23 protein-coding genes are annotated in these 23,190 nt (G+C 65.5%); 11 read left to right on the top strand and 12 right to left on the bottom strand.

The annotated features are described in order from the left end of the window. The first annotated feature begins 144 nt into the window (after nucleotides 1-144). The gene (locus tag JVX91_RS25380; protein WP_205336819.1) at nucleotides 145-738 is read left to right on the top strand and encodes a nitroreductase family protein; all 594 of its coding nucleotides are present in this window, start codon (nucleotides 145-147) and stop codon (nucleotides 736-738) included. 99 nt (nucleotides 739-837) lie between these two features. Here JVX91_RS25380 and JVX91_RS25385 read toward each other — a convergent pair whose 3' ends face one another. The 3 genes from JVX91_RS25385 to rnd all read right to left on the bottom strand — a co-directional run bounded on the left by JVX91_RS25385 (nucleotide 838) and on the right by rnd (nucleotide 3,463). Next, the gene (locus JVX91_RS25385; RefSeq protein WP_205336820.1) at nucleotides 838-1,770 is read right to left on the bottom strand and encodes a D-2-hydroxyacid dehydrogenase; all 933 of its coding nucleotides are present in this window, start codon (nucleotides 1,768-1,770) and stop codon (nucleotides 838-840) included. 250 nt (nucleotides 1,771-2,020) lie between these two features. After that, a complete protein-coding gene (locus JVX91_RS25390) occupies nucleotides 2,021-2,314 on the bottom strand; it encodes a YcgL domain-containing protein (RefSeq protein WP_205336821.1) in 294 nt (97 codons plus the stop codon). Nucleotides 2,315-2,329: 15 nt separating this feature from the next. Then, the gene (gene rnd, locus JVX91_RS25395) at nucleotides 2,330-3,463 is read right to left on the bottom strand and encodes a ribonuclease D (RefSeq protein WP_205336822.1); all 1,134 of its coding nucleotides are present in this window, start codon (nucleotides 3,461-3,463) and stop codon (nucleotides 2,330-2,332) included. 139 nt (nucleotides 3,464-3,602) lie between these two features. On the opposite strand from rnd, the gene JVX91_RS25400 reads away from it, so the two are divergent. Next, nucleotides 3,603-4,664, top strand: a complete 1,062-nt coding sequence (locus tag JVX91_RS25400) for an SMP-30/gluconolactonase/LRE family protein (protein ID WP_205336823.1) — start codon at nucleotides 3,603-3,605, stop codon at nucleotides 4,662-4,664. A gap of 4 nt (nucleotides 4,665-4,668) precedes the next feature. Here the strand turns inward: JVX91_RS25400 and JVX91_RS25405 are convergent, their stop codons facing one another. Continuing rightward, on the bottom strand, nucleotides 4,669-5,463 hold the full coding sequence (locus JVX91_RS25405; protein ID WP_205336824.1) for a lysophospholipid acyltransferase family protein: 795 nt from the start codon (nucleotides 5,461-5,463) through the stop codon (nucleotides 4,669-4,671). 82 nt (nucleotides 5,464-5,545) lie between these two features. On the opposite strand from JVX91_RS25405, the gene JVX91_RS25410 reads away from it, so the two are divergent. The 4 genes from JVX91_RS25410 (at nucleotide 5,546) to JVX91_RS25425 (ending at nucleotide 9,295) form a co-directional block, all read left to right on the top strand. Further along, nucleotides 5,546-6,400, top strand: a complete 855-nt coding sequence (locus JVX91_RS25410; protein ID WP_205336825.1) for a sulfurtransferase — start codon at nucleotides 5,546-5,548, stop codon at nucleotides 6,398-6,400. Nucleotides 6,401-6,511: 111 nt separating this feature from the next. Continuing rightward, nucleotides 6,512-7,159, top strand: a complete 648-nt coding sequence (locus JVX91_RS25415; protein ID WP_205336826.1) for a tetratricopeptide repeat protein — start codon at nucleotides 6,512-6,514, stop codon at nucleotides 7,157-7,159. A gap of 181 nt (nucleotides 7,160-7,340) precedes the next feature. Then, a complete protein-coding gene (locus tag JVX91_RS25420) occupies nucleotides 7,341-7,820 on the top strand; it encodes a hypothetical protein (protein WP_205336827.1) in 480 nt (159 codons plus the stop codon). 185 nt (nucleotides 7,821-8,005) lie between these two features. After that, nucleotides 8,006-9,295, top strand: a complete 1,290-nt coding sequence (locus JVX91_RS25425) for an outer membrane protein transport protein (RefSeq protein WP_205336828.1) — start codon at nucleotides 8,006-8,008, stop codon at nucleotides 9,293-9,295. Between the two features lie 164 nt (nucleotides 9,296-9,459). On the opposite strand, the gene JVX91_RS25430 is transcribed toward JVX91_RS25425, so the two are convergent. After that, a complete protein-coding gene (locus JVX91_RS25430) occupies nucleotides 9,460-10,029 on the bottom strand; it encodes a MarR family transcriptional regulator (RefSeq protein ID WP_205336829.1) in 570 nt (189 codons plus the stop codon). A 114-nt stretch (nucleotides 10,030-10,143) separates the two neighbouring features. On the opposite strand from JVX91_RS25430, the gene JVX91_RS25435 reads away from it, so the two are divergent. From JVX91_RS25435 to JVX91_RS25445, 3 genes are read left to right on the top strand one after another with little or no spacing between them, the layout of a single operon-like run. Then, on the top strand, nucleotides 10,144-10,368 hold the full coding sequence (locus JVX91_RS25435; protein ID WP_205336830.1) for a thioredoxin family protein: 225 nt from the start codon (nucleotides 10,144-10,146) through the stop codon (nucleotides 10,366-10,368). Nucleotides 10,369-10,378: 10 nt separating this feature from the next. Next, nucleotides 10,379-10,633 carry a DUF2024 family protein gene (locus JVX91_RS25440; protein ID WP_205336831.1) on the top strand — a complete coding sequence of 85 codons (255 nt, stop codon included), beginning with the start codon at nucleotides 10,379-10,381 and terminating at the stop codon, nucleotides 10,631-10,633. Nucleotides 10,634-10,637: 4 nt separating this feature from the next. Continuing rightward, nucleotides 10,638-10,916, top strand: coding sequence for a Rho-binding antiterminator (locus JVX91_RS25445; protein ID WP_205336832.1), 279 nt, complete (start codon nucleotides 10,638-10,640; stop codon nucleotides 10,914-10,916). An 18-nt stretch (nucleotides 10,917-10,934) separates the two neighbouring features. On the opposite strand, the gene JVX91_RS25450 is transcribed toward JVX91_RS25445, so the two are convergent. Next, entirely contained in the window at nucleotides 10,935-11,474 is a 540-nt protein-coding gene (locus JVX91_RS25450) for a DUF2058 family protein (protein ID WP_205336833.1), read from the bottom strand. A 163-nt stretch (nucleotides 11,475-11,637) separates the two neighbouring features. On the opposite strand from JVX91_RS25450, the gene JVX91_RS25455 reads away from it, so the two are divergent. Continuing rightward, entirely contained in the window at nucleotides 11,638-12,570 is a 933-nt protein-coding gene (locus JVX91_RS25455; RefSeq protein WP_205336834.1) for an aspartyl/asparaginyl beta-hydroxylase domain-containing protein, read from the top strand. 67 nt (nucleotides 12,571-12,637) lie between these two features. On the opposite strand, the gene mazG is transcribed toward JVX91_RS25455, so the two are convergent. From mazG to JVX91_RS25485, 6 genes are all read right to left on the bottom strand, one after another. Then, the gene (mazG, locus tag JVX91_RS25460) at nucleotides 12,638-13,471 is read right to left on the bottom strand and encodes a nucleoside triphosphate pyrophosphohydrolase (RefSeq protein ID WP_205336835.1); all 834 of its coding nucleotides are present in this window, start codon (nucleotides 13,469-13,471) and stop codon (nucleotides 12,638-12,640) included. After that, the gene (gene relA, locus JVX91_RS25465) at nucleotides 13,464-15,722 is read right to left on the bottom strand and encodes a GTP diphosphokinase (RefSeq protein ID WP_205336836.1); all 2,259 of its coding nucleotides are present in this window, start codon (nucleotides 15,720-15,722) and stop codon (nucleotides 13,464-13,466) included. The genes mazG and relA overlap by 8 nt, the downstream gene beginning before the upstream one ends. An 89-nt stretch (nucleotides 15,723-15,811) precedes the next feature. After that, a complete protein-coding gene (rlmD, locus tag JVX91_RS25470; RefSeq protein ID WP_205336837.1) occupies nucleotides 15,812-17,200 on the bottom strand; it encodes a 23S rRNA (uracil(1939)-C(5))-methyltransferase RlmD in 1,389 nt (462 codons plus the stop codon). 1 nt (nucleotide 17,201) lies between these two features. Then, nucleotides 17,202-18,101, bottom strand: a complete 900-nt coding sequence (gene cysM, locus JVX91_RS25475; protein ID WP_205336838.1) for a cysteine synthase CysM — start codon at nucleotides 18,099-18,101, stop codon at nucleotides 17,202-17,204. Nucleotides 18,102-18,227: 126 nt separating this feature from the next. Beyond that, nucleotides 18,228-19,574: a sensor histidine kinase gene (locus JVX91_RS25480; RefSeq protein WP_205336839.1), complete on the bottom strand. Its 1,347-nt coding sequence runs from the start codon at nucleotides 19,572-19,574 to the stop codon at nucleotides 18,228-18,230. Between the two features lie 2 nt (nucleotides 19,575-19,576). After that, the gene (locus tag JVX91_RS25485) at nucleotides 19,577-20,290 is read right to left on the bottom strand and encodes a response regulator transcription factor (protein ID WP_205336840.1); all 714 of its coding nucleotides are present in this window, start codon (nucleotides 20,288-20,290) and stop codon (nucleotides 19,577-19,579) included. A 126-nt stretch (nucleotides 20,291-20,416) separates the two neighbouring features. Here JVX91_RS25485 and JVX91_RS25490 point away from each other — a divergent pair, with 126 nt between their 5' ends. Next, nucleotides 20,417-23,188: a response regulator gene (locus JVX91_RS25490; protein WP_205336841.1), complete on the top strand. Its 2,772-nt coding sequence runs from the start codon at nucleotides 20,417-20,419 to the stop codon at nucleotides 23,186-23,188. Nucleotides 23,189-23,190: the final 2 nt, after the last annotated feature.

Raw genomic sequence — 23,190 nt, forward strand, 5'->3', positions numbered from 1 at the left:
GACCCACGGGCCCGGTCCGCCACACGTTTCGCACCTGTCGCGCGACCCGCCAGCCGCCTTCCGCCGCCGCGCCGCCCGTTCCCACCGCGATGCCCGGCCGACCACGGCACCATCGGCAGATTCCACGCCATTCAAGGAACCACCATGAGCGCCAACCCCCGCGTTTCCGAGCACCCCATCGACCCGCAGTTCATCAATCGCTGGTCGCCCCGCGCCTTCAACGGCGAAGCCATTCCCCAGGAGACCCTGCTGAGCTTCATCGAGGCCGCGCGCTGGGCGCCCTCCTCCTTCAACTCGCAGCCCTGGCGCTTCCTCTTCGCCCTGCGCGACACGCCGAACTGGCAGCGTTACCTGAACCTGCTGGGCGAGTTCAACCGCGGCTGGGCGCAGCACGCCTCGGCGCTGGTGGTCGTGCTGTCGAAGACCACCTTCGCCCCGCCCGGCTCCACCGAAGAGAAGCCGGCGCTGTGGCACAGCTTCGACACCGGTTCCGCCTGGGGCTTCCTCGCCCTGCAGGCGAGCCTGGCCGGCTGGCACACCCATGGCATGGCCGGCTTCGACCGCGAATTGGCGCGCACTGAGCTGAAAGTCCCGGCGGACCACGAAATCCACGCGGTGATCGCCATTGGCAAGTTGGGCGACAAGTCGATCCTCTCCGAGAGCCTGCAGGCCCGCGAAGTCCCGAACGCCCGCCGTCCGCTGGCGGAGATCGTGGCCGAGGGCGATTTCTCGCTCTGACGCCCTTTATAGGAGCGAGGACTGGGCGTCCCCTCGCTCCTACGAAAAGCCAAAAGGAAAAGGCCCCGATTGGGGCCTTTTTCATGGATGCGACAGCGATCAGTAACCGCGGGAGAAATCCACTTCGCCGCGCATCGCCTGCCCGGCCCAGAAGCGGGTGAGGTTGTCGCGGAACAGATCGATCAACAGGCTCGGCAGCGTCGGCGCAGCGGTATGCCCGGTCAGCAGCAGGCGCGGTGTGTGCCAGAACGGATGCTGCGGCGGTAGCGGCTCCTGGCGGCAGACATCGATCACCGCACCGGCCAGTTGGTTGGCTTCCAGCGCGGCAACCAGATCCTCGTCCACCACCGACGTGCCGCGCCCGGCGTTGAGGAACAGCGCGGTAGGCTTCATACGCTGGAACAGCGCCAGGTTGTAGATGTCCTGGGTATCCGCCGTGTCGGGCAGCAGGTTGATCACATAGTCGGCGGTCTCGGCCAGACGCGGCAGGTCGTCCATTCCGCCCATGCGGCCGAAAGGCACCAGCGCGCGCGGATGCTTCGCCACACCGACCAGGTCAACGCCGAAAGGCGCCAGCATGTGCGCCACGGCCTGGCCGATCTCGCCGGTGCCGACGATCAGCACCTGGCGGCCACTCAGGCTGCCGGGCACGCGGTCGTCCCACTGCACGCCAACCTGGCTGGCCAGGCGGCCAAGCATCTGCCGCTCGTGGGCAAGCATGTAGGTCAGCACATATTCAGTCATGACCTGGCCGAAGATGCCGACCGCGCGGGTCAACGCATAGTCCTTGGGCAGGTCGTCGGCCAGCAACGGGGTGATGCCCGCCCAGCTCGACTGGATCCACACCGGGTGCACACCCTGGCGCAGCAGGCGTGCGGCGAGGTCGGGCTCACCGAGCCAGACCGGGCATTCGGCCGCGGCTTCGAGCAGGTTGTCCGGGTTGTTGCCGGAAATCACCGTCAAACGAGGTTCGGCCGCCATGAGCAGGGCGGCGTAGAGAGCGTGTTCACGATCGAGTACGAGAAGGCGCATGGCTCAAGCCTTTCGCAGTGATCGGTGGAGCATTTCCGGTTGGCGCATCTGGACTCGCTTCAAGAGGGCTTCCCATTGAAATCGGCATCAGTTCGGGGGAAGTCAGGCCGCTATAGACACAGCCGGAGACCAAGCGTTCCGCTCCGTTGAACCCTTTACGTCCGCGCATCATGCGCTCAAGCCGCGCACTTGCACAGTGCCAGCACTGGGCAAAGACGCGGCTCGAGGGATGTACGGTCGAAATCGTTGGTCAGACAGGATCGTTCCTGCGCAGCAGCTCCTCGGGCAGGTGCTCGATGTACTCCTCCTCCGCTGGCGGCATCTGCAGGTGGAAACCCTGCTTCTCGATGTTCTCCAGCACGACGTTGATGTCCTCCCGGGCCAGTTGGCGCTCCGGGCTCAGGACCAGGTCGAAGGTGTGCTGCGGCGCGCCGAACACGGTGAGCAGCGCCTCGGGTACGCGGCTCAGGGCTTCGCGCTTGTCGACGTACAGGTACATCTCGTTCTTGCGCGGACTTTTATAGATGGAGCAGATGCGTTTCATGTCGGTTCTTCCGCGTTATTCGGAGGTGGGAGCAGCGAGGCTGTCCAGCAGTGCCTGGCCCATCAGCTCGCGGCGCCAGCCCTGTAGCGATTCGGGCAGTTGGTAGGGGCCGTTCGGCCAGCCAGTCTTGAGCAGTGCTTCGAGGATTTTCTTGCGCAGCATCAGCTCGGGCGCCATGCCCAGGCGCTCGGCCTCTTTCTGGCCGACTTCGCGCAGCATCTTCAGCACCGGCGTGACTTCGCGCGGCAGTGGCTCGGGGAGGGTTTCCGGGCGGTCGGCCTCGGGCAGTTTCGCCGCGTGGGCGATCAGCGCGATGAGGGTGTCGCCATCCTGGCGCACGGTGCGCGGGTGCATGTCGTCGATCCGCGCCAGCGCGACCTTGTCGGCCGGCTGGAAACGCGCCAGGGGCCACAGGGTGTGTTCGCGCAGGACGCGGTTGCGCGGCTGGTTGCGCAGACGTGCCTGCTCTTCCCGCCAGACGCAGAGCTCACGCAATACGGAGAGTTGCTGGGGATTGAGCTTCCAGGCCAGCTTGACGTCCTGGTAGGCCTGCTGCGGGTCGCTGACGCGGGTCTGGTTGCTCACCAGGTCCGCGCCGTCGGCGAGCAGCCACTGCAGTTTCTCGTCGCTCAGGCGTGGCGCCAGCTTCACGTAGACCTCGGCCAGGTGCTGCACGTCTTCGGCGGCGTAGCGCACCTGCATGTCGGTCAGCGGACGCTGCAGCCAGTCGGAGCGCGTCTCGTCCTTGGGCAGGTCGAGGCCGAGGATTTCCAGCACCAGCTTGGAATACCCCATGGAGTGCGGCATGCCCAGGTAGGCGGCGGCCAGCTGGGTATCGAACAGCGGTTGCGGCAGGCTCCCGGTCAGGCGCTGGAAGACCTCCAGGTCTTCGCCGCAGGCATGGAACACCTTCACCACCAGCGGCGACTCGAGCAGCGCGGCGAACGGCGACCAGTCGCGGATCAGCAGCGGGTCGATCAGCCACACGCCGGTTCCATCGCCCACCTGCACCAGGCCGGCCAACGGGTAGAAGGTATCGACACGCATGAACTCGGTATCGAGCGCGAGGTAGGGCAATTCTTTCCAATCCTGGCACTTGCGCTCCAGGGTGGCATCGTCGCGAATCCACTGAATATCGAGGACGGTCACGAACATCTCCTTCGTTTCTGTGCGCGCAGTATATAGAGATGCATGATGTGCGAGCATTCCACTCGGCCATCGGTCTGTGACGTCTGTATGGCAACCTCTACGCTCTGCCCCGCCCACAACAACAATAAGGCAGTTTTCCATGAAGAAATTCCTCGGGTTGGTCGTCCTGCTGGCCGCCGCCCTGGCCGTTTACCTGGCACTCACACCCAGCCCCATCGACCCGCTGGCCTGGACGCCACCCAAGGCGCCAACGCTGACCGGCGTGATGGAGCCCAATGACACGCTGATGAAGGCCGAACTGCTCGCCCAGGGCCAGATCGTCGGCCCCGAAGACACCGCCGTGGACAGCCAGGGCCGCGTCTTCGCCGGGCTGGATGACGGGCGCATCGTGCGCATCGGCGCCGACGGCAAGGCCGAAACCTTCGTCGAGACCGGCGGCCGCCCGCTGGGCCTGGCCTTCGACAAGGCCGGCAACCTGATCGTCGCCGATGCCTGGAAGGGGCTGCTGGAGATCGACCCGCAGGGCAAGATCCGCGTACTGACCGACTCGGCCGACGGCATTCCCTTCGCGTTCACCGACGACCTGGACATCGCCAGCGATGGACGCATCTATTTCAGCGATGCCTCCAGCCGCTTCCACCAACCCGACTACATCCTCGACCTGCTCGAAGCCCGCCCCCACGGCCGCCTGCTGCGCTACGACCCGGCCACTGGCAAGACCGAGACACTGCTCAAGGAACTGTATTTCGCCAACGGCGTGGCGCTGTCGCAGAACGAGGACTTCGTGCTGGTCAACGAGACCTACCGCTACCGCATCACCCGCTACTGGCTCAAGGGCGAGAAGGCCGGGCAGCACGACGTGTTCATCGACAACCTGCCGGGTCTGCCGGACAACCTGGCCAGCGACCGCCACGGCACCTTCTGGGTCGCCCTGCCCTCGCCGCGCAAGGCCGACGCCGACCTGATCCAGCAACTGCCCTGGCTGAAACGCCAGCTCACCAAGCTGCCGCGCGCGGTCCTGCCCAAGCCGGTGCCCTATGGCCTGGTGATCCAGGTGAACGAAAAAGGCGAGATCGTGCGCAGCCTGCATGACACCAGCGGCCAGCACCTGCGCATGGTGACCTCGGCGAAGCCGGTGAACGGCATGCTCTACCTGGGCAGCCTGGAGAACGATCGGATCGGCCGGCTGACTCTGCACTGACCGTTCAGGCCAGCGACTGCGCCTCACGGGCAGTCGCCTTGGCTGGCGCAGCCGACGGCTCCAGCAACTCGAGCATGCGCTCGCGCACCTCGTCCATCAGCGCCTCCACGCCCGTATCGGTGAAGGCGGTGGAGTCGATGGGCTGGCCGACGTGCACTTCCACCGGCATTCCCAGGTTCAGCTTCAGGCCGCCAGCCGGCAGCAGTTGCTGGATGCCCCGGATCGCCACCGGCACGATGACGGCGTCGGTCTGCTGGGCCAGGCGGAAACAGCCCTTCTTGAACGGCTGCAACTTGCCATCCTTGGAACGCGTGCCCTCGGGCGCGGCCCAGAGCACGATGCCGCTTTCCATCATTTCCCGCGCCTTCGCCAGGTCAGCCATGGCCTGGTGGCGATTGTGCCGGTCGATGGAAGGAAATTCCGCCGCGCGCATCGCCGCGCCCCACACCGGCACGGCGAACAGCTCTTTCTTCGCCAGCATGCGGATCGAGCCGGGCATGGTCACGAAGATCGCCGGAATATCGTAGAAACTGGAATGGGTGCAAAGGATCATGTAGCGGCGGCCATCACCGAAGTCCGGCACCTCGCCGTGACGGCTCAGGCGCGCACCGGTCAGGCGCAGCAGGCTGCCTGACCAGGCGCGGGTGAAACCGTCGACCTTGCTGCGACGCAGCCGGCCCACGGCTCCCAGCGCCAGCACGCGAACGCTGTAGCCCAGGGTGATCATGACGGTCGCGATGCCCACCAGGGCGACGCGCAGCGGGCCGGCCTTGCGCGGCTCCGATTGCAGGTTGTGCATGTTCGGCAACTCCCCCAGCAACTTTTCTTCATAACAAGCCTTATGATGCGTTTCAGCCCCGTCACGACACAGGAACGCGCCCATGACCTACGCCCGCCTGCTCACGCCCGAGCAACTGGCCGCCCGCCTCGATGACCCGAATCTCGTCCTGCTCGACTGCCGCTTTGCCCTGGAAGATCCCGCGTACGGCGCGCGCAGCTACCAGGAAAACCACATTCCAGGCGCCCATTTCGCCGACCTCAACGAGGACCTCTCGTCTCCGGTGATTGCGGGCGTCACAGGCCGCCATCCGCTGCCCGATCCGCAGCGCCTGCAGGAACGCCTGCGCACCTGGGGCCTGGATGGCGACAGCGAGGTAGTGCTCTACGACGATGGCCCCGGCGCGTTCGCCGCGCGGGCCTGGTGGCTGCTGCTGTGGCTGGGCAAACGCGAGGGTGTCTACCTGCTCGACGGCGGACTGGCTGCGTGGCGTGCAGCCGACCTGCGCCTGACTACCGCCGAGACGCCCGAACGCCGTGGCGAATTCAAGGCCGAGCCGGACAACAGCCTGCTGATCGGCGCCGATGAGCTGTCCGCGCAACTGGGCGACGCCGGCTTGCCGTTGATCGATGCCCGCGGCTTGCCGCGCTTCCGTGGCGAGGTCGAGCCGATCGACCCGGTGGCGGGACACATTCCCGGCGCCCAATGCGCAGCCTTCACTGACAATCTCGGCAGCGATGGTCGCTTCCTTCGCCCCGAGCACCTGCACCAGCGCTTCGCCGGCCTGCTGCGCGGCCGTCCGGCCGAGGATCTCGTCGCCTATTGCGGCTCCGGCGTCACGGCCTGCCACAATCTGTTCGCCCTGAGCCTGGCAGGTTATCCACTGGGTCGCCTGTACGCGGGCTCCTGGAGCGAATGGATCACCGACGACAAGCGCCCGGTAGCCAAGGGCGACTGACTTCCCGCACGAAAAACGGAAGGCACGTCACACACGGCCTTCCGCTTCCCCATGGATAGGCAGAAGGGCATGCGTCAGACTCATGCCCATTTTTCAAAGGAGTGAAAACCCATGCGCATCCACCAAACGCTTCTCGCCAGCGCACTGTTGTGCCTGTGCACCCTATCCGCAACCCACGCCGCCACGCTGGAGGCCACTCCTTGCGGCCTCGAGGACCAATGGTCCGAGCTGACCGGCGAGGACATGGTGAAGGCGGCGAAGGCCGGCCACGCATCGGCCCAGTACAACCTCGGCCTGGAATACGACGCCGGCGGCGATGACTTCGAGCAGGACTACGAGAAGGCGGCGTACTGGTACCGCAAGGCCGCCGAGCAGGGCAACGCCTGCGCCCAGTACAACCTCGGCAACGCCTACGACAATGGCGACGGCGTCGAGCAGGACGCGGAGAAGGCCGTGTTCTGGTACCAGAAGGCGGTTGACCAGGGCGACAAGGATGCCCAGTACAACCTGGCGATCATGTACGAGAACGGCACGGGCGTCCCGCGCAGCGACAAGAAGGCATTCGCCCTGTACATGAAGTCGGCGGAACAAGGCGATGTGGATGCCGAGTTCGAGGTGGCGGAAAGCTATGCCAAGGGCCGCGGCGTGGCGAAAAGCCCGGCGCAGGCGCGCGACTGGTACCAGAAGGCGGCGGACCAGGGCCATGAAGAGGCCGCGGAGAAGCTGGCAGCCATGCCGGAGTTCCCGCCCAGTATCTAATTGCCAGACGGAATATGAATTATAGCTGCGCCGTCAAAACAATTTAAAAACAGTCCTTTACATCATCTTCATCGCACTACACTTCAACTCGAGCGGCTAAGTCCGCTTCCGGCGGGGCCGAGGATAATCACAGAAGCTGCCAAGTCGCCCAGCCCCGCCGGTCATTGATGACGAGGATGTCATGGGAATCGCCGCCAACGACCTGTGCCAGTTTGTGATCCGCCCTACCCTGCATTATCTGGGGCGGCACAGCGTCGCGGCCGAATCGCTGCTGCTGGGGGCAGCAGCCTGTCAGTCGGCGCTGGGGAGCGCCCTCGATGACAGCCATGGCCATGGGCTGTATCGCATCGGTGAGCAACGGCACCAGACGCTCTGGGACGGATTCCTGGCGCTGGACCCCGAGCTGGCCAGCCGCGTCAGAGGGCTGGCCAGCCAACATGCCTTCCTCGACGCACCGCACCTGGAACTCACGGTCAATCTCCGCTACAGCACGGCGATCGCCTGGATGATGGTCGAAGCCGAGCGCCTCCCTCTGCCACTGGCGGAAGACCCCATGGAACTGGCCCGGATCTGGCGCCAGGTTTTCCACCCCCATGGCCGCCTGCACGACTTCGTCGACGCCTGGCACAGCTACATCGGAAATCTCAGACAAGTCGCATAGAAAACAGCCAGACATCAAATGACCGTTCGGTCAGAATTTTTTTACATACAGCGACGAACGGCCAGCACGCCGATGGAACGTTCGTTTGAGCTTCAAGGCCCAAGGTAGAGCCTTTTTCCGGCACTACCCAAGTTCTGGGAATCTTGATAGCTTGCGCGCGGTTAAACACAGGAGTTGCTCTTACAATGAAAACAACATGGCTCAAGACCACACTAGCCCTGACCATTAGCGCTGCCTCTGCCCAGGCCCTGGCCAACGGCATCGCCATCAACGAGCAGAGCGCCAGCGGCGCCGGTACCGCCTACGCGGGCCGTGCTTCTTCGGCATTGGACGCCAGCACCATCTACGGCAACCCCGCCGGTCTGTCCAAGCTCAAGCGCACCGAAGTCAGCGGTGGTCTTGCCGTGGTTTCCGCGAAGGACGACATCAGCGATGCCCACAGCACCGCCTCGGGCAGCAACAAGGGTGACTCCGTCCCCCTGGCCGCCGTGCCGTTCGGCTACTTCGCCACCCCGCTGGACGACAAGGTCAGCGTCGGCCTGGGCGTCTACGTGCCCTACGGCATCATCAACGACTACGAAAGTGGCTTCCAGGGCCGTTCCCACGGCTCCTACAGCAAAGTCCAGGTGATCACCGTCCAGCCGACCATCAGCTACAAGTTCAACGACGTGGTGGCCGTCGGCTTCGGTCCGACCATCAACCGCATCGACGGCAAGCTGGAAAACTACCTGAACACCGGCGCGCTGAACGGCGCCCTGGGCGGCAACGGCGACGACACCAAGATCAGCATCAAGGGTGACGACACCGCCGCAGGCTTCAACGTCGGCCTGCTGGTCACCCCGACCGACAGCACCTCCATCGGCGCGACCTACCACTCCAAGGTCAAGTACGAGCTGAAGGGCCACACCAACGTGTCCAACTCGCCGGCCGGCCTGTTCGATTCGCGCATGGATGCCAGCCTGGACATCACCCTGCCCGAGTCGCTGGACCTGTCCATCACCCAGAAGCTGGATGACCGCTGGACCGTTTACGGCGGCACCACCTGGACGCGCTGGAGCCGTCTGAAGTCCATCGAGGTTCAGAATACCGGCGCCCCGCTGGCCGCATTCGACACCATCGGCGAAGACCTCAGCTGGCACGACACCTGGTCCGCCGCCATCGGTACCTCCTACCAGTGGAACGACCAGTGGGTGCTGCGTACCGGCTTCGCCTACGATCCGTCGCCGACCACCAACGAGCACCGTACCGTGCGTATCCCGGTGGGCGATCGCAAGATCTTCACCCTGGGCGCCGGCTACTCGCCCAACGCCGACATGACCATCGACGTGGCCTACGCCTACCTGTGGGAATCCACCGCCGGCGTGAACCAGCCCGATGGCCAGGAACTGGCAGGCCTGCAACTGCAGCCGGCCTACAGCGCCAAGTACGACAACAGCGCCCATGGCCTGACCGCGCAGATGACCTATCGCTTCTGATAGCTTCCGCGTCATGAAAAAGCCGGGCTGATGCCCGGCTTTTTCATTTCCGGCGCGCGAAACCCTGTAGGAGCGAGCTTGCTCGCGAACAGGTTTTCCCGGGCGACTTCGGAGTCAATCGGTTCGCGAGCAAGCTCGCTCGTACGAAGAACCGCTACTTCGGCTCAGGCCGCCTGGTCGGGCTCGGCGTGTTCGCGGCAGATCAAATCGCCCTCGCGCGTTTCCAGCCGTTCCCCGGTCAGACCACACAGCGCGCCGTCGTCGAGCTTCTGATGGAAGCGACAGGTGCGGCACAGGCCGAAGCCCGGCACGTTCTCCTGGCGCTGCACCGTCGCCAGAAGCTCGCGCAGCAGTTCCACCAGCAGCTCGCTGCGCTGGCCGAGCGTCTCTTCGGCGTGGCGCAGAAAGGCCGGCGGCACCAGCGCATCGATCAATCCCCTGCCCTCTTGCGTCAGCTCCAGATGCACGCTGCGGCGGTCCAGCGCGTCCGGGCGCTTCTCGATCAGCCCTTTCGCCTCCAGCGCCTTGAGCGACTGCGACACCGTGCCCTTGGTCAACCCGAGGAAGTCCGTTACCCCCAATGGCGTATTCGAATAGCGGTTGCAGCGCGCCAGGTAATTCAGCGCGCTCAGCTGGATCGGCTGCAGGTCAGCCATCAGCGGCTGCTCGCGGGCCCAGGCACGCATCAGGCTGGCGATGCGTTCGAGGTAGTCGTACAGGGTCGTATCGGTCATGGGCTAATCCTCCCGATAGATAGTATCGATCAAATACCAGTTTGACAGAAGCGTCTTTTCGCCCGCAGACTGAACTGGTATCGAATCGATACCTAATCACTCAGGAGAACGATCATGAACAAAGCCGTTTACTACCATGCCGGTTGCCCCGTCTGCGTCGAAGCCGAGCGCGCGCTGCTGCCGTTGCTGAACCGGGAAGTGGAGCTGGTGCACCTCGGCGAGCAGTCGCCGCGGGTCGCCGAAGCCGAGGCCGCTGGCGTGAAATCGGTGCCGGCCCTGGTGGTCGATGGGCAGGTGCTGCACCTGAACTTCGGTGCGGCCATCGCCGACCTGAAGTGAGGTGAGCGCCATGCAGGTCCACGTCTACGACACCCACGTGCGTACCCGCGATGGCCGCTACCTGCACTTCGACGTCCTCGTCGAGCCCGACGATGCCAGCCGCGCCGAGGAATTCGCGGCGCACTGGCTGGCATCGCGCGGCATTCAGGCGCAGGACGTGCAGGTCAGCCGTTGCCAGTTCTGCCACAGCGAATTCTCCTCCCCGACGGTGGCGGAATCGCTGCGCGGCCAGGGTTACCACATCATCGAAATGGAAGGATGCTGAGGGCATGGACGTCTATCAGCCGCTGCACTGCGATCTCCATGATTACCTGGAGATCGCCTGCACCTATCGCTATGGGCTGCGCATCGAACTGCGCAATGGACTGGTGTTCGAGGCCGCCGCCGTGACGACCCACACACGGCGCAACGCCCAGGGTAACCTGGAGGAATTTCTGGAAGTGCAGGTGGAAGGCGCCAGCCGGGAGTTGCGGCTGGACCGCCTGCGCGCCATCACGCCGGTGGTGGCGGAGGCGCGCTTCGGGAGGGTGGTGCTGAATCCGGCCTGAAGGACGACCGGAGCGACCTCACCACATGAGGTCGTCGGGCACTACGTAATCCTTGTACGGATCATCGTCGTCCGGCTCACCGCTTGGCTCGTTGAGCAGCACGATACGGCGCTCGTCGCGCTCCTTGATGCGCAGCGCCGCGTCGCGCGGAACGATCTCGTAGCGGCCGTCGTAGCTGACGATGGCCAGGCTGCCCCGGCTGAGCTTGTCACGGATCAGGTCGTTCACCGCGATGCGCTTGACCTTCTTGGCGTCGACGAAGTTGTAGTAGTCGTCCGACTCCATCTTCGGCAGGCGCGTGCCCTCGATCAATTGCTTGATCTGCGCGGCCTTGGCTTTCTTCTCGGACTTTTCCTGCTGCTGGCGATTCAGCTCGGCATCGCGAGCCTGCTTCTCGGCCTGCGCCTGCAACGCGGCCTGGCGCTGGCTGTCGTCCTTCGCCACCTGGTTCTTGTGCTCCAGGCGCTGCTGTTTCTGCTTCTGCTTGCCGGCCTGTTTGGCCTGCTTCTCGTTGACCAGTCCGGCCTTCAGCAACTGGTCACGCAATGACATGCTCATTCGGTAAGGCTCTCCAACAGCCCATATTGATGCAGGACAACGTCTCGACGAACGCATAGCTTCGGCGAGGCGGTGCACAGGGGGTATAATCCTCGGGCCTGTGCCGGCGCAGTGCAAGTGCCTGGCTCGATTTCACTCATCTGGAGCGGAACCCGCCACCTCCATGCTGAAACTTATCGTCGTCGCGATTCTGGCAGTTTTCCTCATTGCCATCCTCTATGTGCACCTGCGCGGCAAGGTACGGCTGCCGTTCCTGCGCCAGGTCGTGAACCACTCCGCCTGGTTCGCTCCCTACAACTCGCTGATGTACCTGAACTCCAGCGTACCGTCCAAGCCCTACCTGGACCGCGAGCGTTTCCCGGAACTCGACAAGCTGCGCGACAACTGGCAGATGATCCGCGAGGAAGCCGAGAATCTGTTCGACGAGGGCTACATCCGCGACGCCCTGAACAACAACGAGGCCGGCTTCGGTTCGTTCTTCAAGAAGGGTTGGACCCGCTTCTACCTGACCTGGTACGACGGCCCCCTGCCCTCGGCGCAGCAACTGTGCCCCAAGACCGTGGAGCTGGTGAGCAGCATCCCCAACGTCAAGGGCGCGATGTTCACCCGCCTGCCGCCGCGCAGCCACCTGAACAAGCACCGCGACCCCTATGCCGGCTCCCTGCGCTATCACCTGGGCCTGGCCACGCCGAACTCCGACGAGTGCCGCATCTTCGTCGACGGCCAACCCTACGCCTGGCGCGACGGCCAGGACGTGATGTTCGACGAGACCTTCGTCCACTGGGTGAAGAACGAGACCGACGAGTCGCGCCTGATCCTCTTCTGCGACATCGAGCGACCGCTCAAGTCGCCGCTGCTGACCCGCATCAACCGCCGCGTCAGCGCCTTCCTCGGCCGCGCCACCGCGCCGCAGAACGTCGAAGGCGAGCGCGTTGGCGGGATCAACCAGGCTTACTCGGTACTGATCCGCCTCGGCGATGCCGTGGGCAGCAAGGTGAAGGTGTTCAAGCGCGCCTATCCCAAGGCTTATCGCATCGGCCGGCCAGTGCTTGCGGTGGTACTGTTGGTCCTGCTGCTGCGCTGGATGTTCGGCTGATCGACTGTTCCTGCGAAGAGCAACAAAAAGCCCCGCCTTGGCGGGGCTTTTTCATGGGCGGGAGAACTTATCCACAGCTGAGCGGGTTCTTCTCGTCGCGCTTGGCGGCGCCCCACAGCTCGTCCATCTCTTCCAGGTTGCTGTCTTCCAGGGTGCGCCCCTGGTCGCGCAGTGCCGTCTCGATGTAGCGGAAGCGCCGCTCGAACTTGGCATTGGCGGCGCGCAGCGCGGTTTCCGGATCGACCTTGAGCTTGCGCGCCAGGTTGACCACCACGAACAGCAGGTCGCCCACCTCCTCCGCCTGGGCTTCGGTGTCGCCACCGGCCATGGCTTCGAGCACCTCGTCCAGTTCCTCGCGGACCTTGTCCACCACTGGCAGCGCATCGGCCCAGTCGAAGCCGACCTGGGAGGCGCGTTTCTGCAGTTTGGCCGCGCGACTGAGCGCCGGCAGGGCGTTGGGCACGTCGTCCAGCAGGGACAGTTGCACCGGCTCGGCGGCCTTGGCGGCGCGCTCCTCGGCCTTCAGCTCCTCCCAGCGCTGCTTGACCGCCGCTTCCTCCAGCTTCGCCGGGTCCGGCTCACCGTAGAGATCGCCATCGGGGAACACGTGGGGATGGCGGCGGATCAGCTTGCTGGTGATACCGTCGACCACCGCGTCGAACTCGAAACGCCCGTCTTCCCGCGCCAGTTGCGCGTAGTAGACGACCTGGAACAACAGGTCGCCCAGCTCTTCGCGCAGATGGTCGAAGTCACCACGCTCAATGGCATCGGCGACTTCGTACGCTTCTTCCAGCGTGTAGGGAACGATGGTCGCGTAGCTCTGCTGCAGATCCCAGGGGCAGCCGTTCTGCGGGTCACGCAGCCGGGCCATGAGGTACAGCAGGTCGTCGAGCTTATGCATCCTTGGCACCCGCGCGGTCGCGCCGCGCCTCGATGATGTTGGGCAACTGCGAGATACGCGCCAGCAGGCGGCCCAGGGAATCGAGGCCGGGGATCTCGATGGTCAGGCGCATGATCGCGGTGTTGTCTTCCTTGTCCGAGCGGGTATTCACCGCCAGTACGTTGATGCGCTCGTTGAGCAGCATCTGCGAGACGTCGCGCAGCAGGCCCGAACGGTCGTAGGCACGGATGACGATATCCACCGGATAGGTGCTGACCGGCACCGGACCCCAGCTGACCTGGATGATCCGCTCCGGCTCGCGCCCGGCCAGTTGCAGCGCCGTAGCGCAGTCCTGGCGGTGAATGGTGACGCCACGACCGAGGGTGATATAGCCGACGATCGGGTCGCCCGGCAGCGGCTGGCAGCAGCCAGCCATCTGCGTGAGCAGGTTGCCGACGCCCTGGATCTGGATGTCGCCGCGCTTGCCGTGGCCGATCTTGCTCGGTTTGCGCGGAATGAGTTCGAGCTGCTCGGTACCGCGTTCGGGCTCGACCAGTTGTTGCGCGTAGTTCACCACGTGGGCCAGGCGCAGATCGCCAGCGCCCAGGGCGGCGAACAGATCTTCGCCGGTCTTGTAGTTGGCCTTTTCCGCGAGCTTCTCGAAGTCCACCGGCGGCAGCGCCAGGCGGCCCAGGTCGCGTTCGAGCATGGCCTTGCCGGCGGCGACGTTCTGGTCGCGCGCCTGCAGCTTGAACCAGTGGACGATCTTCGCCCGCGCCCGCGACGTGGTGACGTAGCCCAGGTTCTGGTTCAGCCAGTCACGGCTCGGCCCGCTCTGCTTGCCGGTGATGATTTCCACCTGCTCGCCGGTCTGCAGGCTGTAGTTCAGCGGCACGATGCGGCCGTTGATCTTGGCGCCACGGCAGTTGTGCCCGACCTCGGTGTGCACGCGGTAGGCGAAGTCCAGCGGCGTCGAACCCTTGGGCAGGTCGATGGCGTGGCCGTCCGGGGTGAAGACGTAGACCCGGTCGGGCTCGATATCCACCCGCAGTTGCTCGGCCAGTCCGCCGATGTCGCCCAGCTCCTCGTGCCACTCGAGCACCTGGCGCAGCCAGGAAATCTTCTCTTCGTAGTGGTTGGAACTGGCCTTGACGTCGGTACCCTTGTAGCGCCAGTGCGCGCAGACGCCGAGTTCGGCTTCCTCGTGCATGGCGTGGGTACGGATCTGTACTTCCAGCACCTTGCCCTCGGGGCCGATCACCGCGGTGTGCAGCGAGCGGTAGCCGTTCTCCTTGGGGTTGGCGATGTAGTCGTCGAATTCCTTGGGAATGTGCCGCCACAGGGTGTGCACGATGCCCAGCGCGGTGTAGCAGTCGCGCATCTCGGGGACGAGCACGCGGACGGCGCGCACGTCATAGATCTGGCTGAAGTCCAGGCCCTTGCGCTGCATCTTCCGCCAGATGGAATAGATGTGCTTGGCGCGGCCGGACAGGTCGGCCTTGATGCCGGTGGCAGCCAGGGCTTCCTTGAGCTGCCCCATGACGGTGGCGATGTATTGCTCGCGGTCCAGCCGGCGCTCGTGCAGCAGCTTGGCGATCTGCTTGTACTGGTCGGGTTCGAGGTAGCGGAAGGACAGGTCCTCCAGCTCCCACTTGATGTGGCCGATGCCCAGGCGATGGGCCAGCGGGGCATAGATGTCGAAGACTTCGCGGGCGACGCGCATGCGCTTTTCGTCGTCGCCGTTCTTCACCGCGCGGATCGCGCAGGTACGCTCGGCCAGCTTGATCAGCGCGACGCGGACGTCGTCGACCATGGCCACGAGCATCTTGCGCAGGTTCTCGATCTGCGCCTGGGTGCCGAGCACCAACGACTGCCGCGGACTGAGGCTGGTGCTGATCGCCGCCATGCGCAGCACGCCTTCGATCAGCTTGGCCACCACCGGGCCGAAGCGCTGCGCCACGTCCTCCAGCTTGACCTTGCCTTCGCGCACGCCACGGTAGATCACCGCGGCAACCAGCGACTCCTGGTCGAGCTTGAGGTCCGCCAGGATTTCGGCGATTTCAAGCCCTGTCTGGAAGCTGGAAGTGCCGTCGGCCCAGGAATTGTCCGTCGTGCTGACGGCCTTGTCCTCGACCTCGCGGGCGAACTCGCAGGCTTCCAGCAGGACCTTGCGATCCAGTACCGGGACCAGGGTCTGGACATGGTCCAGCCAGGCCTCGAGATTGATGCTGCCGTCGGTGTTGACCGGCTGGTGCGCTCTCACCTGTACCATCGTGTCTACCCTTCCCCACGGTGCGCCACAACACACCGCTCACTGCGCCGGCCTTTCTTGCTTGAGCCGGTCGGATTGCGCAGGCCTTCCTAGCCTGCCTCGAACAAAGCCATGGCCTCGACATGGGCCGTCTGCGGGAACATGTCGAGGATGCCGGCGCGTTTCAGGCGGTAGCCCTGTCGGGCCAGTTCGCCAGCGTCGCGCGCCAGGGTCGCCGGGTTGCAGGACACATAGAGTACCCGCTCCGCGCCCAGTGAACGCATCTGCCGCGCCGGCTCGAAGGCTCCGTCACGCGGAGGGTCGAGCAGCACGGCGGTGAAATCCTCCGCCGCCCAGGGGGCGTCGGCAAGCGGTTTCGACAGGTCGGCCTGAAGAAACCGTGTATTCGCAAGGCCGTTGGCCCGGGCATTGGCCGCGGCGCGCTCGACCATGGTCTGCACACCTTCCACGCCTACCACCTCGCGCACCTGGCGCGCCAGCGGCAGGGCGAAATTGCCCAGGCCACAGAACAGGTCCAGCACACGCTCATCGCTGCCGGGGTTCAGCCAATCCAGCGCCTGGGCGACCATCGCCTCGTTGACCGGCGCGTTCACTTGCACGAAGTCGCCGGGACGGTAGGCCAGGGTCAGATTCCAGGATTCGAGCCGGAAGCCAAGCTCCCCGTTCCCGTTATTTTCGGGAAGTCCGCTGTTTTCTGCGCCTCTGGAACAAAGCGTCGGTTCCCCGTCACCTTGCAGCCAGAGTTGCACATCGCGTGCCGAACAGAATTCCAGCAGTCGAGTCAGATCGCCATCGGACAAAGGTTCGATATGCCGCAGCAGCAGCGCGGCGCCGGTGCCGTGGAACAGCTCGACATGACCCAGCGCCTGGGGCTTGGCAAAACCGCGCAACACGGCGGGCAACTCGCGGGCCAGCGCCTGAAGCTCAGGCACCAGCACGAGGCAGTCGTCGAAGGCGATGATGGATTGGCTGGCGGCGGCGCGGAAGCCGACGTCCAGGCGCTTGGCCTTCACATCCCAGCGCACGGCGAGGCGGGCGCGACGACGGTAGCCGAATTCCGGCCCGACCAGCGGTGCCGCCCACTCTTCCGGAACCAGGCCGGAGAAGCGCTCCAGCTGTTCGGCCAGGGTGCGCTGCTTGAGCGCCAGCTGATCGGCGTGGGGCAAATGCTGCAGGCTGCAGCCGCCACAGCTGCCGGCCACTGGACACGGCTCGGTGCGGCGATTGGCGGCGGCGGTGAAGATGCGTTCGCTGCGGGCGTCGACGATCTGTGCGCGAGCCGAGAGCACACGGGCTTCCACCGCCTCGCCCGGCAGGGCGTTGGCGACGAACCAGGTGCGACCGTCGGCGTGGGCGATCCCACGGCCGTCATGGGCCAGGCGCTCGATGTTCAGGCGCTGCTTCTTGCCCACCGGTACCGCAGGGCTGCGCGCTCCGCCGCTGGGCTGGAAGCGCAGGCCGGATCTCTGCTTGGCCATGTCAGGAAGCGTCAAACACGCCCGAGGACAGGTAACGGTCGCCACGGTCGCAGATGATCGCCACCAGGGTCGCGTTTTCCAGCTCGCGGGACAGGCGCAGCATGGCCGCCACCGCACCGCCGGAAGACACGCCGCAGAAGATGCCCTCTTCGCGAGCCAGGCGACGCATCACGTCCTCGGCTTCGGTTTGCTGCATGTCGACGACACGGTCGACGCGGGTGGCGTCGAAGATCTTCGGCAGGTATTCCTCCGGCCAGCGGCGGATGCCCGGAATGGCCGAGCCTTCCATCGGCTGCAGGCCGACGATCTGCACGTTGGGGTTCTGCTCCTTGAGGTAGCGCGACACACCCATGATGGTGCCGGTAGTGCCCATGGAGCTGACGAAATGGGTGATCTCACCGCCGGTCTGACGCCAGATTTCCGGGCCGGTGGAATGGTAGTGGGCAATCGGATTGTCGCCGTTGGCGAACTGGTCGAGCACCTTGCCCTGCCCTTCGCGCTGCATCTGGTCGGCGAGATCGCGGGCACCTTCCATGCCCTGCTCCTTGGTCACCAGGATCAACTCGGCGCCGTAGGCGGTCATGGCGGCCTTGCGCTCGGCGGTGGAGTTGTCGGGCATGATCAGGATCATGCGGTAACCCTTGATCGCCGCCGCCATCGCCAGGGCGATGCCGGTGTTGCCGGACGTGGCCTCGATCAGCGTGTCGCCGGGCTTGATATCGCCGCGCAGCTCGGCACGGGTGATCATCGACAGTGCCGGACGATCCTTCACCGAACCCGCGGGGTTGTTACCCTCGAGTTTCACCAGCAGGGTGTTGGAGGTCTCCCCGGCCAGGCGCTGCAGGCGCACCAGCGGGGTATTGCCGATGCAATCGGCGATAGTCGGGTACTGCACGGTCATGGAGGCACTCGGATCTGGAACAGGGCGCCCTATGATACCGGCAAAAGACCACGCGCCATACGAAACTTCCTAACAAGCCATGTTTGCCTGGAGAAAGACGTGGGGAATGGCGCTGTCAGACGCGACTCAGGCGGCCGCCGCTGCCGGCAACCGCAGGTGCACGCGCAGACCGGCATCGGCGCGATCCGCCCACAGCTCGCCGCCCTGCAGGCGCACCGAGCTGCGCGCAATGCTCAGGCCCAGGCCGAATCCTTCGCCGGTGCGCGCATCGGACAACCGCGTGAACGGCAGGAAGATGCGCTCCAGGTCCGCCGTGGGAACGCCCGGCCCGTCATCCTCCAGCCACAGATGCCAGCCGCCGTGTTCGCGGCGACCGCTCAGACGGATGCGCCCCTGCGCGGGTGAGTGGCGGATGGCGTTGCGCAACAGGTTTTCCAGCGCCTGGGCCAGGCCGTTGAGATGGCCTCGCACCCGGCAGTCCGCCGGCACCTGATAAAGGAAGCGCTCGGCATCCCAGCCGGACTCGAAACGAGCGTCGTCCACCAGCAGATCCCAGAGCGAGCGCAGGTCGATTTCCTCCAGCGCCGGGTGCGGCCGCTCGGTGTCCAGCCAGGCCAGCTCCAGGGTGTCGGCGACAAGCCGTTGCATGACCTCGACCTCGCGCTCGACACGCTGGCGCAACGCCGCCTCGCTGATCGGACTGTCGCCCGCCACGCGCAGGCGGCTGAGCGGCGTGCGCAGCTCGTGGGAAAGATCGCGCAGCAACTGGCGCTGCAGTCCGACGTGGCCGCGCAGGCGCTCAGCCATGTGATCGAGCGCGCGCCCCAATTCTCCCAGCTCATCACGGCGGAAGCTGAATTCCGGACCAGCCACCGAGCCCAGGTTGTCTGCCTGCAAGGCGTTGGCGTGCTCACGCAGTCGCCCCAGTGGCCGCACCAGGTGCCGATAGATCAGGCCACAGAGCAGCAGCGCGAGGATCGCCGGCACCAGCGCGTGGCTGATGGATTGACGCAGGAACGTGAAGCCGCCAGGCAGGAAGCGCTGCGGCAGCTGCAATACGAGGCGGCCGGCGGTGGGCTCGTCAGGGAACGGGATGCCAATGAACGGCAGGTTCACCGAGCGTGAACTCACCGGCCAGTCCAGCCCTCGCTGGAAGGTCAGGTGCGCCACCTCGTCCATCGCCAGCGGCTGCGAGGCCAATGATTGCAGGCGGCCATCGACCACGACCATCCATATCGGCTCGCGCTGCTTCATTCGCTTGAGCCACTCGTCGACGCCCGCCGCACCATCGGTGCGCCAGGCCTGCTGCGCCTCGCGGGCATAACCGCCGAGCACCTGGCGCGCTTCGTCGGAGAGGTTGTAGCTGTCACGCTCCATCTGCTTGCCCCAGTTCCAGGACAGCCAGATCACCGACAGGCAGAGGGCGACCAGGGCAACCGCGAGCTTCCAGAACAGCGAGTGGCGGCCGGGCATCGTCAGTCCTCCGCCTCGGCGAACACGTAACCCTTGCCCCAGACGGTGTGCAGTTGGTGGCGCAGATAGCCGATGGCCTGGAGCTTTCGGCGCAGGTGGCTGACGTGCATGTCCAGGCTGCGGTCGTGGGCGGTGAAGGCGCGGTGCAGCACATGCTGATAAAGGAAGGGTTTGCTCAGCGTCTCGCCCTGGCTGCCGAGGAAGGTTTCCAGCAGGCGGTACTCGGTGCCCGTCAAACCGGCCCATTGCCCGTCGAGGCCCACGTCGCTGCGCTGCTCATCCAGCTGCAGCCCCGCCGCGACAGGACTGCCCAACGACTGGCTGCCGCGCTCCAGGGCCACCCGGCGCAGCACCGCGTCGACGCGGACGCTCAGCTCGGCGAGGCTGAAGGGCTTGGGCAAGTAGTCGTCGGCGCCCTGGGAGAATCCGGCGATACGGTCCTGCTCGGCACCCAGCGCGGACATCAGGATCACCGGCACCGCGCGCTCGCGGCGCAGGGTGCGGAGGATATCCAGGCCGCCGGTGCCGGGCAGCATGATGTCCATCAGCACGAGGTCGTAGTCGCCGCCGCGCGCCTGGGCCAGGCCTTCGTCGCCATCCTGGCACCAGGTGACCTCGAAGCCGCGCTCGCTCAGGTGGGAAGACAGGTGGGCGCCCAGGGTCGGGTCGTCCTCGATGGTCAGCAGGCGCACGCCCGGGGAAGCAATGGCATTCATATTAAATAAGAGTGATTAGCAATTGCGTGAAGTATTCCCGATCTCGCACATTCCCGGCAAGTTCGAGGCTCCCGCAGCGACCCTTAGCCGCTACACTGCCGGGGATAAACGCATCGGAGGAAGCGCGTGTTCAAGGATCTCGGCATCAAGGGACGGGTACTGCTGCTCACCCTGCTGCCCACCAGCCTGCTGGCGCTGGTGCTGGGCGGCTATTTCACCTGGGTGCAGCTGTCGGACATGCACGCCCAGCTGATCGAGCGCGGGCAACTGATCGCCGAACAGCTGGCGCCGCTGTCCGCTCCGGCCATGGCCAATCACAACAACGAGCTGCTGGAGCGCATCGCCAACGAAGCGCTGGACCAGCCCGACGTGCGCGCCGTGACCTTCCTCAATCCGGATCGAGAAAAACTGGTCCACGCCGGCCCCAGCATCCTCACCCCGATGCCCTCGGGCGACGGCTCGCACCTCAGCATGGCGAGCAGCCTGGACACCACCCACTTCCTACTGCCGGTGCTGGGCAAGCACCGCAGCCTCTCCGGGGACCCCGACGAAGACGCCGAGAAGCTGCTCGGCTGGGTCGAGCTGGAACTCTCGCACCACGGCACCCTGCTGCGCGGCTACCGCAGCCTGTTCACCAGCCTGCTGCTTATTGGGGCGGGCCTGGCCGTCACCGCCCTCCTCGCCCTGCGCATGAGCCGCGCGATCAACGCGCCGCTGGGACAGATCGCCCAAGGCGTCGCCCAGCTCAAGGAAGGCCGCCTGGAAACCCGCCTCCCCGCCCTCGGCAGCCATGAGCTGGATGAACTGGCTGGCGGTATCAACCGCATGGCCGAGGCGCTGCAGAGCGCCCAGGAAGAGATGCAGCACAACATCGACCAGGCCACCGAGGACGTGCGGCAGAACCTGGAGACCATCGAGATCCAGAACATCGAGCTGGACCTGGCACGCAAGGAGGCCCTGGAGGCGAGCCGGATCAAGTCCGAGTTCCTCGCCAACATGAGCCACGAGATCCGTACCCCGCTCAACGGCATCATCGGCTTCACCAACCTGTTGCAGAAGAGCGAGATGACCTCGCGTCAGCAGGATTACCTGGGCACCATCCACAAGTCCGCCGAGAGCCTGCTGGGCATCATCAACGAGATCCTCGACTTCTCGAAGATCGAGGCCGGCAAGCTGGTACTGGAGAACATCCCCTTCAACCTGCGCGAGCTGATCCAGGACACCCTGACCATCCTCGCCCCCGCCGCCCACGAGAAGCACCTGGAGCTGGTCAGCCTGATCTACCGCGATACCCCGCTGCAGCTGGTGGGTGACCCGCAGCGCCTGAAGCAGGTGCTGACCAACCTGGTGAGCAACGCCATCAAGTTCACTCACGACGGCAGCATCGCCGTACGCGCCATGCTCGAAGACGAGAGCGACGACCGCGCGCAGCTGCGCATCAGCGTGCAGGACACCGGCGTCGGCCTCACCGATGCCGACCTGCGCGCCCTCTTCCAGGCCTTCAGCCAGGCCGACAACTCGCTCTCGCGCCAGGCCGGCGGCACCGGCCTGGGGCTGGTGATATCCAAGCGCCTGATCGAACAGATGGGCGGTGAGATCGGCGTGGAAAGCAGCGCCGGCGATGGTTCGGAATTCTGGATCAGCCTCAATCTGCCCAAAGCCCGCGACGACGGCGACGACCTGCCGCCCGCCCTCGCCGGCGGCCTGCGCGTGGCGCTCTATGAACCCCACGAACTGACCCGCACCGCCCTGCATCACCAACTGGAAGACTGCGGCCTGGACGTTTCCGAGTTCAGCGACCTCGCCGCGCTGGAGAAGGCCCTGCTCGCCGACCCGAAAGGCGAGGTGCCGATCACCCTGGCGCTGCTCGGCGTGACCGCCGCCGAGCATCCGCCGGAAGCGCTGCGCCAGTCCATCCGCGAGTTCGAGCAGCATGGCTGCAAGAGCCTGGTGCTCTGCCCGACCATCGAGCAGGCGCACTACAACGACGTGCTGCCCGACGCCCAGGTGCAGAGCAAGCCGGCCTGCACGCGCAAATTGCAGCAGGCGATGAACGAGCTGCTGCACCTTCGCCCGCTGCGCAAGGAAAAGACCGTCAATGGCAAGCTGGAACGCACGCCGCGCCTGCTCTGCGTGGACGACAATCCAGCCAACCTGCTGCTGGTGAAAACCCTGCTGAGCGACCTGGGCGCCGACGTGGTTGCCGTGGACGGTGGGCAGGCCGCCGTCGATGCCGTGCAGCGCGAGCGCTTCGACCTGGTATTCATGGACGTGCAGATGCCCGGCATGGATGGCCGCCAGGCCACCGAGGCGATCCGCCACTGGGAAGGCGATCGCGAGGTCAGCCCGGTACCGATCATCGCCCTCACCGCCCACGCGCTGGCCAACGAGAAACGCGCGCTGCTGCAGGGCGGCATGGACGACTACCTGACCAAACCCATCGACGAGCGCCAACTCGTCCAGGTGATTCTCAAATGGACCGGCCTTGCCCTGGGCGAGCCGCGTGACGACCGGCCGCGGATAGCGGGCCCGGCGCTGAACAGCCTCAGCGTGCTCGACCCCGAGGAAGGCCTGCGCCTGGCCGCCGGCAAGTCCGAGCTGGCCGCCGACATGCTGGGCATGCTGCTGGCTTCCCTGTCCGCCGATCGCCAGGTGATTCGCCAGGCCCGCGAGCGCAACGACCGCAACACCCTGCTGGAGCGCATCCACCGCCTGCATGGCGCCACCCGCTACTGCGGCGTGCCGATGCTGCGCGCCGCCTGCCAGCGCGCCGAAACGCTGCTCAAGCAGAACGATCCGGATGTCCCCGCCGCGCTGGACGAACTGGACAAGGCCATGGCCGAACTGGCCAAGGCCACGGAAGGTCGCGCCGAGGGCGCCGCGGACACCACGCACTGAAA

This window comes from Pseudomonas sp. PDNC002 (genome assembly GCF_016919445.1).
GTDB lineage: Bacteria > Pseudomonadota > Gammaproteobacteria > Pseudomonadales > Pseudomonadaceae > Pseudomonas.